The sequence below is a fragment of the Xanthobacter sp. DMC12 genome, assembly GCF_056314105.1.
Genome location: NZ_JBQUYZ010000001.1, coordinates 1663454 through 1677310, shown reverse-complemented (window position 1 = coordinate 1677310; position 13857 = coordinate 1663454). Strand labels below are relative to the sequence as shown.

General features: G+C 67.1%; 14 protein-coding genes. 2 read left to right on the top strand and 12 right to left on the bottom strand.

Annotation, left to right across the window (positions count from 1 at the left end; translation table 11 throughout):
• Positions 1-75 precede the first annotated feature (75 nt).
• The 3 genes from cbbX to ACT535_RS07695 form a co-directional block, all read right to left on the bottom strand.
• Positions 76-1029, bottom strand: a complete 954-nt coding sequence (gene cbbX, locus ACT535_RS07705; protein ID WP_168459959.1) for a CbbX protein — start codon at positions 1027-1029, stop codon at positions 76-78.
• 70 nt (positions 1030-1099) lie between these two features.
• A complete protein-coding gene (locus ACT535_RS07700; protein WP_168459958.1) occupies positions 1100-1501 on the bottom strand; it encodes a ribulose bisphosphate carboxylase small subunit in 402 nt (133 codons plus the stop codon).
• A gap of 11 nt (positions 1502-1512) precedes the next feature.
• Positions 1513-2979, bottom strand: coding sequence for a form I ribulose bisphosphate carboxylase large subunit (locus ACT535_RS07695; protein ID WP_168459957.1), 1467 nt, complete (start codon positions 2977-2979; stop codon positions 1513-1515).
• Positions 2980-3073: 94 nt separating this feature from the next.
• Between ACT535_RS07695 and ACT535_RS07690 the strand changes: the two genes are divergently transcribed.
• Entirely contained in the window at positions 3074-4036 is a 963-nt protein-coding gene (locus tag ACT535_RS07690; RefSeq protein ID WP_476363897.1) for a LysR family transcriptional regulator, read from the top strand.
• A gap of 65 nt (positions 4037-4101) precedes the next feature.
• On the opposite strand, the gene ACT535_RS07685 is transcribed toward ACT535_RS07690, so the two are convergent.
• The 9 genes from ACT535_RS07685 to ACT535_RS07645 all read right to left on the bottom strand — a co-directional run bounded on the left by ACT535_RS07685 (position 4102) and on the right by ACT535_RS07645 (position 12912).
• Positions 4102-4884 (bottom strand): ArsR/SmtB family transcription factor, encoded by a 783-nt coding sequence (locus ACT535_RS07685; RefSeq protein ID WP_476363896.1) that lies wholly within the window; start codon positions 4882-4884, stop codon positions 4102-4104.
• Positions 4885-5000: 116 nt separating this feature from the next.
• Positions 5001-6848: a membrane protein insertase YidC gene (gene yidC, locus ACT535_RS07680; RefSeq protein ID WP_476363895.1), complete on the bottom strand. Its 1848-nt coding sequence runs from the start codon at positions 6846-6848 to the stop codon at positions 5001-5003.
• The gene (rnpA, locus tag ACT535_RS07675; RefSeq protein ID WP_476363894.1) at positions 6841-7380 is read right to left on the bottom strand and encodes a ribonuclease P protein component; all 540 of its coding nucleotides are present in this window, start codon (positions 7378-7380) and stop codon (positions 6841-6843) included. Before rnpA ends, yidC begins: the two co-directional genes overlap by 8 nt.
• Before the next feature lie 44 nt (positions 7381-7424).
• The gene (gene rpmH, locus ACT535_RS07670; RefSeq protein WP_024280417.1) at positions 7425-7559 is read right to left on the bottom strand and encodes a 50S ribosomal protein L34; all 135 of its coding nucleotides are present in this window, start codon (positions 7557-7559) and stop codon (positions 7425-7427) included.
• Between the two features lie 234 nt (positions 7560-7793).
• Entirely contained in the window at positions 7794-10208 is a 2415-nt protein-coding gene (pheT, locus tag ACT535_RS07665) for a phenylalanine--tRNA ligase subunit beta (RefSeq protein WP_476363893.1), read from the bottom strand.
• A gap of 12 nt (positions 10209-10220) precedes the next feature.
• Positions 10221-11333, bottom strand: a complete 1113-nt coding sequence (gene pheS, locus ACT535_RS07660; protein ID WP_476363892.1) for a phenylalanine--tRNA ligase subunit alpha — start codon at positions 11331-11333, stop codon at positions 10221-10223.
• Positions 11334-11495: 162 nt separating this feature from the next.
• Entirely contained in the window at positions 11496-11858 is a 363-nt protein-coding gene (gene rplT / locus ACT535_RS07655; RefSeq protein WP_168459952.1) for a 50S ribosomal protein L20, read from the bottom strand.
• A 28-nt stretch (positions 11859-11886) separates the two neighbouring features.
• Positions 11887-12087 carry a 50S ribosomal protein L35 gene (gene rpmI / locus ACT535_RS07650; protein ID WP_121622521.1) on the bottom strand — a complete coding sequence of 67 codons (201 nt, stop codon included), beginning with the start codon at positions 12085-12087 and terminating at the stop codon, positions 11887-11889.
• Between the two features lie 261 nt (positions 12088-12348).
• Entirely contained in the window at positions 12349-12912 is a 564-nt protein-coding gene (locus ACT535_RS07645) for a BA14K family protein (RefSeq protein WP_476363891.1), read from the bottom strand.
• Positions 12913-13110: 198 nt separating this feature from the next.
• Between ACT535_RS07645 and ACT535_RS07640 the strand changes: the two genes are divergently transcribed.
• Positions 13111-13857: a BA14K family protein gene (locus tag ACT535_RS07640; RefSeq protein WP_476363890.1), complete on the top strand. Its 747-nt coding sequence runs from the start codon at positions 13111-13113 to the stop codon at positions 13855-13857.

Sequence of the window (13857 nt, the reverse complement as noted above, 5' to 3'; positions counted from 1 at the left end):
GGGCTCCTCCGCGCGGCCCGTTCAGCGGGCCGTCACAGGTTTTATTCTTGGTCGTCTCTTCGGTCCCGCGGCGGACTATTCCACCTGGGGCTTGTAGTTCGGGGCGTCGATGCCGCCGGCAAACACCCGGCTGGCGCGGACATCCCCTTCGGTAATGGTGGCGAGCGCGGCGCGGTCGGTGAGGCCGCCGGTCTCGAACAGACGCAGCGACTGGCGCAGCCGCATGCGGTCGAGGGCATTGCGGATGGAGCGCGCGTTGGCGAAGTTCGGCTGGAGCCGGCGCTTGGCCACATATTCCTCGATCGCGATCTCAGCCTCCGGGCTGAAGGCATAGTCCGCATCGGCTGCCATGGTCTTGGCGATTTCCACCAGCTCGGCGTCCTCATAGTCGGGGAAGTCGATGTGGTGGGCGATGCGCGAACGGAAGCCGGGGTTGCTCTCGAAGAAGCGATCCATGCGGTCCTTGTAGCCCGCGAGGATCACCACGAGATCGTCCCGCTGGTTTTCCATCACCTGGAGCAGAATCTCGATGGCTTCCTGACCGTAATCCCGCTCGTTCTCGGGCCGGTACAGATAATAAGCCTCGTCTATGAACAGGACCCCGCCCATGGCCTTCTTAAGAATCTCTTTGGTCTTCGGTGCCGTGTGGCCGATATATTGACCCACAAGATCATCCCGCGTCACCGAGACAAGATGACCCCGCCGCACATATCCGAGGCGGTGGAGAATCTGCGCCATCTTGAGGGCGACGGTGGTCTTGCCGGTGCCGGGATTGCCGGTGAACGCCATGTGCAGCGTCGGCGCACCGGAGGTGAGGCCCAGCTTTTCGCGGGCCCGGCCGATGACGAGGTGGGCGGCGATCTCGCGGATGCGCCGCTTGACGGGCTTGAGCCCGATCAGGCCCTCGTCCAGTTCGGCGAGGAATTCGGGGACTTCGCTCTCGGTGAAGAGAGCGCCGAGGTCGAGCCTGCCCTCGGCAGCCTCAGCCGGCAACGCGGCGGACGGTGCGGATGTGGCGACATCGAGCATGATCGAACCTCGGCGTTAAGTGGCGCGGTGGGAACGGCCGCGCTGGTGAAGCTCGAGACGGTTGGTCAGATCACCCGGCCGCGTAGGCCCGGTTCTGAAGCGAATAGCGCTGGGTGCGGCCCGGGCCTTCGGTGCGGTCGAGGCGGAAGCCGTCTTCCTTCGCCGGGCGCTGCACGATGAAGGACAGGCGGATCGTCTCCCACCCGCGGGTGGAGTCGAAGGCGTTGACCCGCACATACTTGCCCGGATGGGCGGCGCGGCAGGCCTCGACCTCGCCATAGACGCCCGCGGCGTCGCGCAGGTCGAACATGGGCAGGCCCCACATCTCCCAATAGGTGTTCCGCGGATGGGGATCGTCCGTGTACTCGACCGAGACGGCCCAGTTCTGCTCCAGCGCATACTGGATCTGGGCCTTGACCTGGGCCGCCGTGAGGTCGGGCAGGAAGGAGAAGGTGCCTTGGGTGATGCGCATGTCTCTTCTCCTCAGGCGACGGATGCGGTGGGCACGAAGTCGGACGTGTCGGTGGAGGCGTAGTTGAAGGTCACCTCGCCCCAGGTATCGAGGGCGGCGCGCAGCGGCTGGCACCACTTGGCGGCCTCGATCAGGATTTCCGGGCCCTCGTTCTTGATGTCCCGGCCCTCGTTGCGGGCGAGGATCATGGTCTCGAGGGCGACGCGGTTGGCGATCGCGCCGGCCTGGATGCCGTCCGGATGGCCGATGGTGCCGCCGCCGAACTGAAGCACCACGTCCTCGCCGAACAGGTCGATGAGCTGGTGCATCTGGCCGGCGTGGATGCCGCCCGAGGCCACCGGCATGACCTTGCGCAGGCCCGCCCAGTCCTGATCGAAGAAGATGCCGCGCGGGTAGTCGGTCTTCGTCACCATCTCGCGGCAGACGTTGTAGTAGCCCTGCACGGTCATGGGGTCGCCTTCCAGCTTGCCCACCGCGGTGCCGGTGTGGAGATGGTCGACGCCGGCCAGGCGCAGCCACTTGGCGATGACGCGGAACGAAATGCCGTGGCCCTTCTGGCGCGTGTAGGTGCCATGGCCCGCACGGTGCATGTGCAGGATCATGTCGTTCTCGCGGCACCAGTGGGAGATGGACTGGATGGCCGTCCAGCCCACGATGAGGTCCACCATCACCACCACGGAGCCCAGCTCCTTGGCGAACTCGGCGCGGCGGTACATCTCCTCCATGGTGCCGGCGGTGATGTTGAGGTAGTGCCCCTTGACCTCGCCCGTCTCGGCCTGCGCCTTGTTGACGGCTTCCATGCAGTAGAGGAAGCGGTCGCGCCAGTGCATGAAGGGCTGCGAGTTGATGTTCTCGTCGTCCTTCACGAAATCGAGGCCGCCCTTGAGGGCTTCATAGACCACGCGGCCGTAATTCTTGCCAGAAAGTCCCAGCTTCGGCTTGGTGGTGGCGCCCAGCAGCGGGCGGCCGAACTTGTCGAGGCGCTCGCGCTCCACGACGATGCCGGTGGGCGGGCCGCGGAACGTCTTCACATAGGCGACGGGGAGGCGCATGTCCTCCAGACGGCAGGCCTTAAGCGGCTTGAAGGAGAAGACGTTGCCGATGATCGAGGCGGTGAGGTTGGCGATGGAGCCTTCCTCGAACAGGTCGAGGTCGTAGGCGACCCAGCAGAAATACTGCCCCGGCTGGCCCGGCACCGGCTCCACCTTGTAAGCCTTGGCACGGTACATGTCGGCGGCGGTGAGGCGGTCGGTCCACACCACGGTCCAGGTGGCGGTGGAGCTTTCGCCGGCGACGGCCGCGGCGGCCTCGATGGGGTCCACGCCGTCCTGGGGGGTGACGCGGAACAGGGCGAGGACGTCGGTGTCCTTGGGCTGGTAGTCGCCATCCCAATAGCCCATCTGCGCATACTTCAGCACGCCTGCGGCGTACCTCTTCTTGGCGTCCTTGATCTGCCCGATGGCGGCGTCGGCACCCATGATGGCGGCCCTCCTGTTTGTTGAGGTGACCTTGCCCCCGTGCCGATTTCAGGTAAATTTAAATGATATGAATTAGGCATTCAGGAAATCTGAAGTGGCACCCCATTGGACGCTCCGCCAGCTCCGCCTCGTGGCCCTCGCCGCAGCCTCCGGGTCCTATGCCAAAGCCGCGCAGGACATGGGTTTGAGCCCGCCCGCCGTCACCGCGCAGATGAAGGCGCTGGAGGAGGACATCGGTGTCCCGGTGTTCGAGCGCGTGGACGGACGGCTGCGACCGACCGCCGCTGGACAGGAGCTTTTATCCGCACAGGAGCGCATTGCCCGGGCCCTGTCGGAGGCGGAACGGGCCATCGCGGCGTTGAAGAGCCCGGAGCGGGGATCGGTGGTGGTGGGGGTGGTCTCCACCGCCAAATATTTCGCCCCCATGGCGCTCGCCGCCTTTCGCCGGCGGCGGCCGGAAATCGAGCTGAAACTCATCATCGGCAACCGCGAGGACATCATCCGGGGCATTGTGAGCCTTGATTTCGACGTGGCCATCATGGGCCGTCCGCCGCCGGCGCTGGAGGCTGAGACGCGGCTGATCGGCGATCATCCGCACATCATCGTGGCACCCGTGGACCATCCCCTGTTCAAGCGGCGCAAGAGAATCACCCCGGCCGATCTCGCCCGCGAATCGCTTCTGGTGCGCGAGCCGGGCTCGGGCACGCGCATCCTCATGGAACGGGTGTTCGAGGAGGCGGGGTCGCCCAACCCGCCCATCGCCATGGAAATCGGCTCCAACGAGACCATCAAGCAGTCGGTGATGGCCGGGCTTGGCCTCGCATTCATCTCCGCCCACACCGTCGCCGCCGAGGTGGCGGACGGCCGGCTGCGGGTGCTGGAGGTGGAGGGGCTGCCGGTGGTGCGCCAGTGGCTGGCGGTGCGCGCCCGCGACAAGCGCCTGCTGCCGGCCGGACAGGCGCTGATGGACTTTCTCGAGCGCGAAGGTGCGGCCTTCCTGCCGCAGATGCCGGGCGGCGAGGGCGGTCGCTGCTACCTACCGGAGGCTCGCGTCTAGAGGGTCTCCCGGTTTCATAGACTCGGGGAGACGCTCCAGATCCTTTTTGATGCGTTTGCGGTCCGTCAGGCAGCCGGCGCGGCCATCTGGAAGGGCACGCCCGTCTCGACGAGGGTCTTGAGCCGGGACAAGCCTTCCGGCCACCCGTGAACCACGGCCTTGGAGGTCGCGGTCTCTCCGTCGAAATCGTCGTGGATGAGCGTCAGCTTGCACGCATCGGTGCCGATCGGCGCGATCTCCCATGTGACCCGCGAAGGCCGATCCGCCGCTACGTCCGGCGCCCACCGGGCGTGGAAGGACATGACAAGCCGATGCGGCGGCTCCATTTCCAGGATGGTGCAAGCGATGACCTGCCGATCGCCCATGTAATAGCTCCGCGCGCCGCCGGGCCGCCATTCGGTCCGGCTGGTCATGTTGAAGTGCTCATAAAGCGGGGTCTTGGCATCGTCGGTCAGCACGTCCCAAAGGGCTTGGGGCGTCGCTTTGATAAACAGCTCGTAGATGTGCTTCGGCGGGGTGCGACTCATTGGATTGGTCTCCAGAAGAAGCTTCAGGCCGGCCATCGCCGCCACATGCGGCGCGGCATAACGGGAGATCCAGCGGTCGGCGACGAGCTGGATGGGAGCCGGGTTGAGATAGTGGTGCTTCTCGCGGCCCACTTTCCGGGTAACGAGAAGGTGCGCTTCCTCCAGCACCTTGAGGTGTTTCATCACGCCGAAACGCGTCAGGGTGGTGTGTGGCTTCAGTGCCTGCTCCAACTCACCAAGCGTGCGGCCGTCCTGCTCCCGCAGCAGATCGAGCACCGTTCGCCGGACGGGGTTGGACAGGGCGGCGAAGATGTCATCCATGGGCGCATTATGTTCCAATATAGTCACGTGTCAATATGGTCACATATGGCATTAAAACAGAAACGCCGCGCTCGGAGGAGCGCGGCGTTTCGATCCCGTTCAAAACGGCGGTGCGGTTAACCCTTCGCCGCCTGTTTCTTGCCGAGGCCGAGGGCGCCCTTGATGTTGTCCCACAGCTCGATTTTCACCCCGTTGCGCCGCATGATGACGGCCTGCTGGGTGACGGAGAGCGTGTTGTTCCAGGCCCAGTAGATCACCAGGCCGGCGGCGAAGTGCGCCAGCATGAAGGTGAAGATGATGGGCATCCAGTTGAAGATCATCTGCTGGGTCGGGTCCGGCGGGGCCGGGTTCAGCTTCATCTGCACCCACATGGTCACGCCCATGATGAGCGGCCAGGCGCCGAGCAGGAGATAGCTGCCGATGACCGGCACGGAGCCCGGATCCCAGGGGATCAGGCCGAACAGGTTGAACACGGTGGTCGGGTCGGGTGCCGAGAGGTCGCGAATCCAGCCGAAGAAGGGCGCATGCCGCATCTCGATGGTCACGAACAGCACCTTGTAGAGGGCGAAGAACACCGGGATCTGGATCAGGATGGGCAGGCACCCCGCCACCGGATTGATCTTCTCCTTCTTGTACAGCTCCATCATCGCCTGCTGCTGCTTCACCTTGTCGTCGGCGTAGCGTTCGCGGATGGAGGTGAGTTCCGGCTGCACCGCCTTCATCTTGGCCATTGAGGCGTAGGACTTGTTGGCCAGCGGGAAGAAGATGCCCTTCAGCAGCACCGTCACCACCAGGATGGCGACGCCGAAATTGCCGACGACGCGATAGATCCAGTCGATGACCAGGAACAGCGGCTTGGTGATGAAGTAGAACCAGCCCCAGTCGATCAGCCGGTCGAAGCGGTCGATCTTGTAGGTCTCGGCATAGCCGTCCACCACCTGGACCACCTTGGCGCCCGCGAAGAGCTGGCCGGAGGAGGCGATCTTCGCGCCCGGCTCCACCGTGAGGGGCTGGGCGAGATAGTCGGTCTGGAAGGTCTGCTGGCCGTTGATCATGGCCGAGGAGAACTTGGCGTCCACCTTCACGCTCTGGTCGGGAATGACGGTCGCCGCCCAGTACTTGTCGGTGATGCCGAGCCAGCCGCCGGTGGAGGCGAACGTCAGCGGCTTCTCCTTGTCCATCTTGGCGTAGGTGACTTCTTGCAGGCCGTTGTCGCCGAGGACGCCGATCAGGCCCTCATGCAGGATGTAGAAGCCGGCCACGTGCGGCACGCCATGCCGCGAGACCAGGGCGTAGGGATAGAGGGTGGCGGCGGCGGAGCCCTTGTTCTCCACCTCATCCTTCACCGCGAACATGTAATGGTCGTCGATGCTGAAGGTGCGGCGGAAGGTCAGGCCCTGCCCGTTGTCCCAGGTGAGGACGAGGGGGGTCTTCTCGGTCAGGGTTGCGCCGGGCTGCGCGGTCCACAGGGTATCGGGGCCAGGCACGGCGACGCCGGCGCCGGCGGCCGAGGTCCAGCCGAATTCCGCATAGAAGGGATTGGGACCGCCGGACGGAGACAGGAGCACGATGTTCGGGCTCTTGGGGTCCACCGTCTCATGATACTCGGTCAGCAGCAGGTCGTCCGCGCGGGCGCCGCGCAGCGAGATGGAGCCGCTGAGGCGCTGGGTGGCGATGGGCGCGCGGGGGGAGGCGGCGATCGCCTCGGCGCGGGTGAGCGCCCGGCCGGCATTCGGCGCGCCCGTCTGGGGCAGGCCGGCGGGCGTGGTGCCCGGAGCGGCGCCCGGTGCCGGGCTTGTGCCCGACTGCGACTGCGCCTGCTGCTGGGCAGCCTGCTCGATTCGCTGCTGCTCGGCGGCCTGCCGCTGCTTTTCCGCCTGCGGGATGCCGAAGAAGAACTGCCAGCCGATGAGGATCGCCATCGACAGACCGATGGCGATGAACATGTTGCGGTTATCACTCATGCCGGAGGGTCTCCGTCGGCGGCATCGTCAAATCGGGAGTGTTCGAGCCGGCAGCGCCGGCGGAGCGTGCGGCGTCCTTAGACGCCGGCAGCGACTCTTTTAAGACTCGCGGCGCACCCTGCCGGGGCCGCGCCTTGTCTTTAGGGGAGGCGTCCTTGGGAGCTTTCGGCGCGTGCAGCTTGCGCACGGCGCGCTCCATCTCGGACACGAGATTGTCGAAGGGGGTGCGCAGCGCGGCCTCGCGAGCCACCAGCACGTAATCAAAGCCGGGTCGTCCGGCCTCCGGCAGCACCCGCTGCACCGCCTCTCGGAGGCGGCGGCGGATGCGGTTCCGCATGACGGAATTGCCGGTCTTCTTGGTCACCGTGAAGCCGACCCGCACATCTTCCCCATCACCGCGATCGCGGCCCTGCATGAGGAAGGAGGCGACGCCGGCACGCTCGGCCTTGGCCGCAGCGAGAAAATCACGGCGTTTCTTGAGACGGTCCAGCCGACGGAGACGATCCGGATTGGTATCCGACGGGCGTTCCACGTTGGACGGCTCCCGAAGTCGGGCAGCTCCGCGAGGGTCCACCCTCAGGCGGACAGGCGCTTGCGGCCGTGGGCGCGGCGGGCGGCAATGATCTTGCGGCCGTTGCGGGTCTCCATGCGCGCACGGAAGCCGTGGCGGCGCTTGCGCACGAGCTTGCTGGGTTGATAGGTGCGCTTCACGGTCAAATCTCCAGATGTCTTGAGGCCGCCTTGCGGTTCGGACCCCAGCAGCGGCGCTGCGACGGCGATGGTTCGCTGCTGCCCGGCTCGCGACCCGATCCATGAGGATCAAGCGGAAATGAGGGCTGGGCTCCGGCCGCCGCAGCCGCCTGAGTTCGGGCTCGGCTTATAGGGGCAGCGGCGGCGCGCGTCAATCCAGAGCATGGGGACAACACGCGCCGCCGGCGCTTCTCGTCAGGCGCGCAGCGTTGCGCCCGTCTTCTTCGCCACTTCCGCGACGATGCGGCCGGCGACCTCCTCGATCTCCTTGTCGGTGAGCGTGCGCTCGCGCGGCTGGAGCGTGACCTCCACGGCCACCGACTTCTTGTCGGGATCGATTCCCTTGCCCTCGTAGAGGTCGAAGACGCCGACGCCGGTGACGAGCTTCTTGTCGGCGCCCTGCGCTGCCTTGAGGATGTCGGCGGCGGCAACGTCCCGGCCCACGAGGAAGGCGAAGTCGCGCTTCACCGCCTGGAAGGGCGAGAGGTCGAGATTCGGCTTCACCCGCGTGGCCTTGGCCTTGGGCTCCGGGATCTTGTCGAGCACGATCTCGAAGGCAACCAGCGGCCCCGTCACGTCCAGCGCTTCCAGCACGGCGGGATGAATCTCGCCGAAATGGGCCATGGTATTGGAGCCGAGGCGCAGCGTGCCGGAGCGGCCGGGGTGGTACCAGCCGGGGGCATCGGTGGTGACCTGCAGATTCGCCACCGGCGCCCCGCAGGCGGCCAGCGCCGCGAGCGCGTCCGCCTTGGCGTCGAAGGCATCCACCGCCGCCGCATTGCCCGCCCAGTGGCGGCCGCCGCCTGCGGGCTTGGCCGTGCCGCGACGGATGCCGGAGGCGGCCTGGCGCTGGTCGCCGGGGCCGTCGCCGAGGAAGATCTGGCCCACCTCGAACAGGGCCACGTCGCCCGCCCCACGCGCCGCATTGGCGCCTGCCGCCTTGATGAGGCCGGGCAGGAGGCTCGGGCGCATGTCGGAGAGGTCGGAGGCGATGGGGTTGGACAGAGCGAGGGCATCCGCGCCGCCGCCGAACAGCTTTGCGGCCTCCTTCGACACGAAGGACCAGGTGACCGCTTCCACCATGCCGCGCGCCGCCAGCGACCGGCGCGCCTTGCGGCTCCTCAGCTGGAGGGTGGTGAGCACGGCCTTGCGCGCATCCGCGCCGCGCGGCAGCTCGGTGGACGGCACGCGCTCCAGGCCGAGGATGCGCACCACCTCTTCCACGAGGTCCGCCTTGCCCTCGATGTCGCCGCGCCAGGACGGCGGGACCACCTCAAGCACCGGCGCAGTGCCGGATACGGCGAAGCCGAGCTTTTCCAGCACGCCGCGAATCTCATCCTCGGAAGCTTCCAGCCCGGTCAGCCGCTTCACTTCCGTGAGGGGGAAGGCGATGGTGCGGGTGGTGTCGGGGATGGCACCGGCCAGCACCATCTCCGACGGCTCGCCGCCGCACAGCTCAAGGATGAGATGGGTGGCGAGGTCGAGGCCCGGCACCGTGAAGGCCGGATCGACGCCGCGCTCGAAGCGGAAGCGGGCATCGGAATTGATGCCGAGCCTGCGGCCGGTCTGGGCGATGTTGATGGCGTCCCACAGGGCCGATTCGATCACCACGTCGGTGGTGCCCTCGTCGCAGCCGGAGTCTTCGCCGCCCATGATGCCGGCGAGGCTCTCCACGCCCCTGTCGTCGGCGATCACGCACATGCTCTCGTCGAGCGTGTAGGTCTTGCCGTCGAGCGCCAGCAGCGTCTCGCCGCCCTTGGCCCGGCGCACCACGAGATGGCCGCTCACCTTCTTCAGGTCGAAGACGTGGAGCGGGCGGTTGCGGTCGAACGTCATGAAATTGGTGACGTCCACCAACGCGTTGATGGGGCGCAGGCCGATGGCGCGCAGGCGATCCTGCAGCCACTGGGGGGAGGGGCCGTTCTTCACGCCCTTCACCACGCGCAGCGCGAAGGCGGGGCAGAGTGGCGAGGTCTCGCCGAACTCCAGCGTCACCGTCAGCGGGGCAGGGAAGGCGCCCTCCACCGGCTTCACGCGCGGCGCCATCAGCTCGCCGAGGCCGGCCGCGGCGAGGTCGCGGGCGACGCCGGAGACGCCGAGGCAGTCGGCGCGGTTGGGCGTCACGGCGATCTCGATCACCGGGTCATTGAGGCCGAGCACGTCCGCGAACGGCGCGCCAACGGGGGCGTCTTCCGGCAGCTCCAGGATGCCGTCATGCTCCTCGGAAAGCCCCATCTCGCGGGCCGAGCAGAGCATGCCGCGGCTTTCCACGTCGCGGATCTTGCCGATCTTCAGTTCCAGCCCCGAGGTGGGGATGACCGTGCCGGGCGCGGCGAAGACGGTTTTTAACCCCGCCCGCGCATTGGGCGCGCCGCACACCACCTGGATGGGGTCGCCTTTCCCGATGGAGACGGTGCAGACGCGCAGCTTGTCCGCGTTGGGATGCTTCTCGGCGGTCAGCACCTCGCCCACCACGAAGGGGGCAAGCTGCTTGGCCTTGTCCTCAATGCCCTCGACCTCGAGGCCGATGAGGGAGAGGCGCTCGACGATCTGGTCGAAGGAGGCGGTGGGCTCGAGGTGATCCTTGAGCCAGGAGTAGGTGAATTTCATGGGTCCTGCTCCTTACGCGCTCAGGCCGCCGGCCAGCGTCGGGAAGTCCAGCGGGCGGAAGCCGTAGTGGGAGAGCCAGCGCACGTCGGCCTCGAAGAAGGCCCTGAGGTCGCTCATGCCGTACTTGAGCATGGCAATGCGATCGATGCCCATGCCCCAGGCGAAGCCCTGGTACTCGTCCGGGTCGATGCCGCAGTTGCGCAGCACGTTGGGGTGCACCATCCCGCAGCCGAGGATTTCCAGCCAGTCATTGCCCTCGCCGAAGCGGATTTCGCCGGGGCGGGAGCGGTCGCACTGGATGTCCACTTCCATCGAGGGCTCGGTGAAGGGGAAGAAGGACGGGCGGAAGCGCATCTTCACGCCCTCCACCTCGAAGAAGGACTTGCAGAACTCCTCCAGGATCCACTTGAGGTGGCCGAGGTGCGCCGACTTGTCGATCACCAGGCCTTCCACCTGATGGAACATGGGCGTGTGGGTCTGGTCCGAATCGCAGCGATAGGTGCGGCCGGGGCAGATGACGCGGATGGGCGGCTTCTGGGCCTGCATGGTGCGCACCTGCACGGGCGAGGTGTGGGTGCGCAGCACCTTGCGCTGGCCATCCGCGCCGGGGGGCAGGAAGAAGGTGTCGTGCATCTCGCGCGCCGGATGGCCGGCGGGGAAGTTCAGCGCGGTGAAGTTGTGGAAGTCGTCCTCGATGTCCGGCCCTTCCGCCACCGAGAAGCCCATGTCGGCGAAGATGGCGGTCAGTTCCTCCATCACCTGCGCGATGGGATGGACGCGGCCGGTCTCGGCGGCGGCCTCGCGCACGGGCAGGGTCACGTCCACCTTTTCGGTGGCGAGGCGGGCCTCCAGCGCTGCATTCTTCAGAGCGGCGCGGCGGTGGGCGAGAAGGCCCTGCACCGCATCACGCAGGCCGTTGATGGCCGGCCCCATCACCTTGCGCTCGTCCGGGCTCATGCCGCCCAGCGACTTCAGCAGCTCGGAGACCGATCCCTTCTTGCCGAGGGCCGCGATGCGGATCTCTTCAAGGCCGGCCTCGTCCTGCGCGCGCAGGATGGCGGCGGAGAGGCTCTCCTGAAGGTCTTCGAGGGCGCTCGGATCGGTGGCGGATGGTGTCGCGGACATGGGCCTATCCCGGAAAACGAAATGGCCGGCGGAGGGGCCGGCGTCGGGTCGCGCCGCTTATAGACGGGCCGCGCCCAATGGCAAAAGCCCCGGACGGATGATCCGCACGGGGCTCTTGAAGGTCTCGGAAAGACGGGAGGAGAAGCGCTGCGCTGTCGCCGATCAGGCGAGAGCCGCCTTGGCCTTCTCCACCAGGGCCTTGAACGCGTCGGGCTCGTGGATGGCGATATCCGAGAGCACCTTGCGATCGACCTCGATCCCGGCCTTGCCGAGACCATCGATAAATCGCGAATAGGTCAGATCGAGATCGAGCGCGCGCACGCCGGCGTTGATACGCTGGATCCAGAGCGCACGGAAGTTGCGCTTCTTCACCTTGCGATCGCGGTAGGCATACTGCATCGACCGTTCGACGGCCGACTTCGCAGCGCGGATCGTATTCTTGCGGCGGCCGTAAAAGCCCTTTGCGGCTTTGTAGACCTTCTTGTGCTTGGCGTGTGAGGTAACGCCACGTTTCACGCGGGCCATGGAAAAGCTCCTTCAGATCGCGGTGGCGTCAGCCGTTCGGCAGGAACGACTTGCGGATGACCCGTCCGTCGCACTCGGCGAGGATGGTCGTGCCGCGCTGGTTGCGGATCTGGTTGTTGGTCCGCTTGATCATGCCATGGCGCTTGCCGGCCTGACCCGCGATCACTTTTCCCGTACCCGTCAGGCGGAAGCGTTTCTTCGCTCCCGACTTGGTCTTCATCTTGGGCATTTGGCTCTCCGTGGCATGGGTCCTCGCCCGCGAGGGCGGTGGACGCTCAGCCTCTTGTTGCTGTTGAGCGGTATGAGCCAGCGCGGCAGCCCTTAATCGCCGGCCGGCTCGAAGGCGGCAGTCGTTACAGGAGCGTGACGATAAAGGCAAGTGCCGCGGGGCCGACGCGGCGCAGGCAGGGCGCGCGGGACGGCGGCACGGCCACGAAAAAAGGCCGCCGCGCGAGGCGGCGACCTTTCTATCTCTTACACGTAAACCGCCTCAGGGGCAGGGGTGCTGCAGCCCGTCGTAGCCGGTGTACGTGCCGGTGGCGGGGTTATAGGAGCGGAATCGCTGGGCGCAGTAGGACACTGCATCGTTGCTTCCGGCATTGGCTGCCGCGGCTCCCGCAGCCGCGCCGATGGCGAGACCGGCGATTCCGGCCGCGATCCATGCGCCGTTGTCGTTGCGATAGTACCACCCGCCGTTCCGCCAATAGGGCCGTCCCCAGCGGGCGTGATAGCCGGGGCGCGGACCATGCCAGCCGGGTCGACCGTAGCCGGGGCGGCCATAGCCGGGACCACGAACGGGTCCGCGCACCGCGTGTCCGGGACCGCGCCCCGGTCCACGGACGACAGGGCCACGCTTGGGGCCGCCATGCCGGGCCTGCACCTCCTCCGGTGCGGCGGCCTGGACGTTCATGGATGCGGCACCGGCTCGCAATGCCTGAGCAGACGCGGCCGGAGCCGTCGCCACGGCAGCCACACCGACGCTGGAGACGACGATGGCCGCGGAGGTGAGGCCGACGGTGATCCGCCGGAAGGTCTTGCGCAACAGATGGGGCATACCGAACTCCTTGTTAGGCCCGGTCAACGCCCCGGGGTGACGCAAGGATGCCCCCTGTCACGCACGCGTGATCGCCGGCCCCACCCGACCGGAACAAATGCACCAGTTCGCCGCTTTCCAGCCGCAAGTTCCGCTACGTCCGCGAAACATTCGACACAAAGACCGCTGAAGATAGAAAGTGTTGAGGGAGTGAAGATCATGTTCGGCACAAGAAGGGTGGCATTGTTTGCCGTGGCGGCTGTCACTGGCGGCATGCTTTCGCTTTCGGTTCCCGTCGCGAATGCTCAAGCGCTGCGTCTCGGCCTTGCCAATCCCGCGGTGGCCAATGTCGGCGCCGTGGAACAAGTGGCCTGGCGCGGCGGCGGTGGTCCCCGCATGGGTGGGGTGCGCATGGGCGGGCCGCGTGTGGGGGCCGTCGGCGTCGGCCGTGTCGGCTATGCCGGGCGCCCAGGTTACGTGGGTCGTCCCGGTTACGCCGGCCGTCCGGGCTACGTGGGTCGCCCCGGCTATGTGGGTCGTCCGGGCTATGTCGGCCGTCCCGGCTATGTGGGTCGTCCCGGCTACGTGGGTCGCCCCGCCTATGCCGGTGGATGGGGGCCGGGCCGTCCAGGCTGGGGTCCCGGGCGTCCCGGTTGGGGTCCCGGCGGTCCGGGCTGGGGTCATCCGGGCTGGCGCCCGCCGCCGGGCGCGTGGGGTCCGGGGCCGTGGCGTCCGGGCTGGGGCTGGTATCGTCCCGGCTGGGGTTGGGGCTACTACAACAATACCGGCGCATGGATCGCGCTCGGCGTCGCCAGCGGCGTCGCCCTCGGTGCCGTGGCGGCGGCCAATGCGGACACGGTCTACACCAACGATGCGGTGGCCTACTGCATGTCGCGGTTCCGCTCGTACAACCTGGCGACCGGCACCTACACCGGCTACGACGGGTACCAGCACCCCTGTCCGTAA

Excerpts from the sequence above, each read along its gene's own strand:
- ACT535_RS07695 (WP_168459957.1), bottom strand. The coding sequence starts at position 2,979 with ATGGGTGCCGACGCCGCCATCGGGCAGATCAAGGACGCCAAGAAGAGG.
- ACT535_RS07685 (WP_476363896.1), bottom strand. The coding sequence starts at position 4,884 with ATGGATGACATCTTCGCCGCCCTGTCCAACCCCGTCCGGCGAACGGTG.
- ACT535_RS07645 (WP_476363891.1), bottom strand. The coding sequence starts at position 12,912 with ATGCCCCATCTGTTGCGCAAGACCTTCCGGCGGATCACCGTCGGCCTC.
- pheT (WP_476363893.1), bottom strand. The coding sequence starts at position 10,208 with ATGAAATTCACCTACTCCTGGCTCAAGGATCACCTCGAGCCCACCGCC.
- ACT535_RS07640 (WP_476363890.1), top strand. The coding sequence starts at position 13,111 with ATGTTCGGCACAAGAAGGGTGGCATTGTTTGCCGTGGCGGCTGTCACT.
- ACT535_RS07700 (WP_168459958.1), bottom strand. The coding sequence starts at position 1,501 with ATGCGCATCACCCAAGGCACCTTCTCCTTCCTGCCCGACCTCACGGCG.
- pheS (WP_476363892.1), bottom strand. The coding sequence starts at position 11,333 with ATGTCCGCGACACCATCCGCCACCGATCCGAGCGCCCTCGAAGACCTT.
- yidC (WP_476363895.1), bottom strand. The coding sequence starts at position 6,848 with ATGAGTGATAACCGCAACATGTTCATCGCCATCGGTCTGTCGATGGCG.
- rplT (WP_168459952.1), bottom strand. The coding sequence starts at position 11,858 with ATGGCCCGCGTGAAACGTGGCGTTACCTCACACGCCAAGCACAAGAAG.
- rpmI (WP_121622521.1), bottom strand. The coding sequence starts at position 12,087 with ATGCCCAAGATGAAGACCAAGTCGGGAGCGAAGAAACGCTTCCGCCTG.
- cbbX (WP_168459959.1), bottom strand. The coding sequence starts at position 1,029 with ATGCTCGATGTCGCCACATCCGCACCGTCCGCCGCGTTGCCGGCTGAG.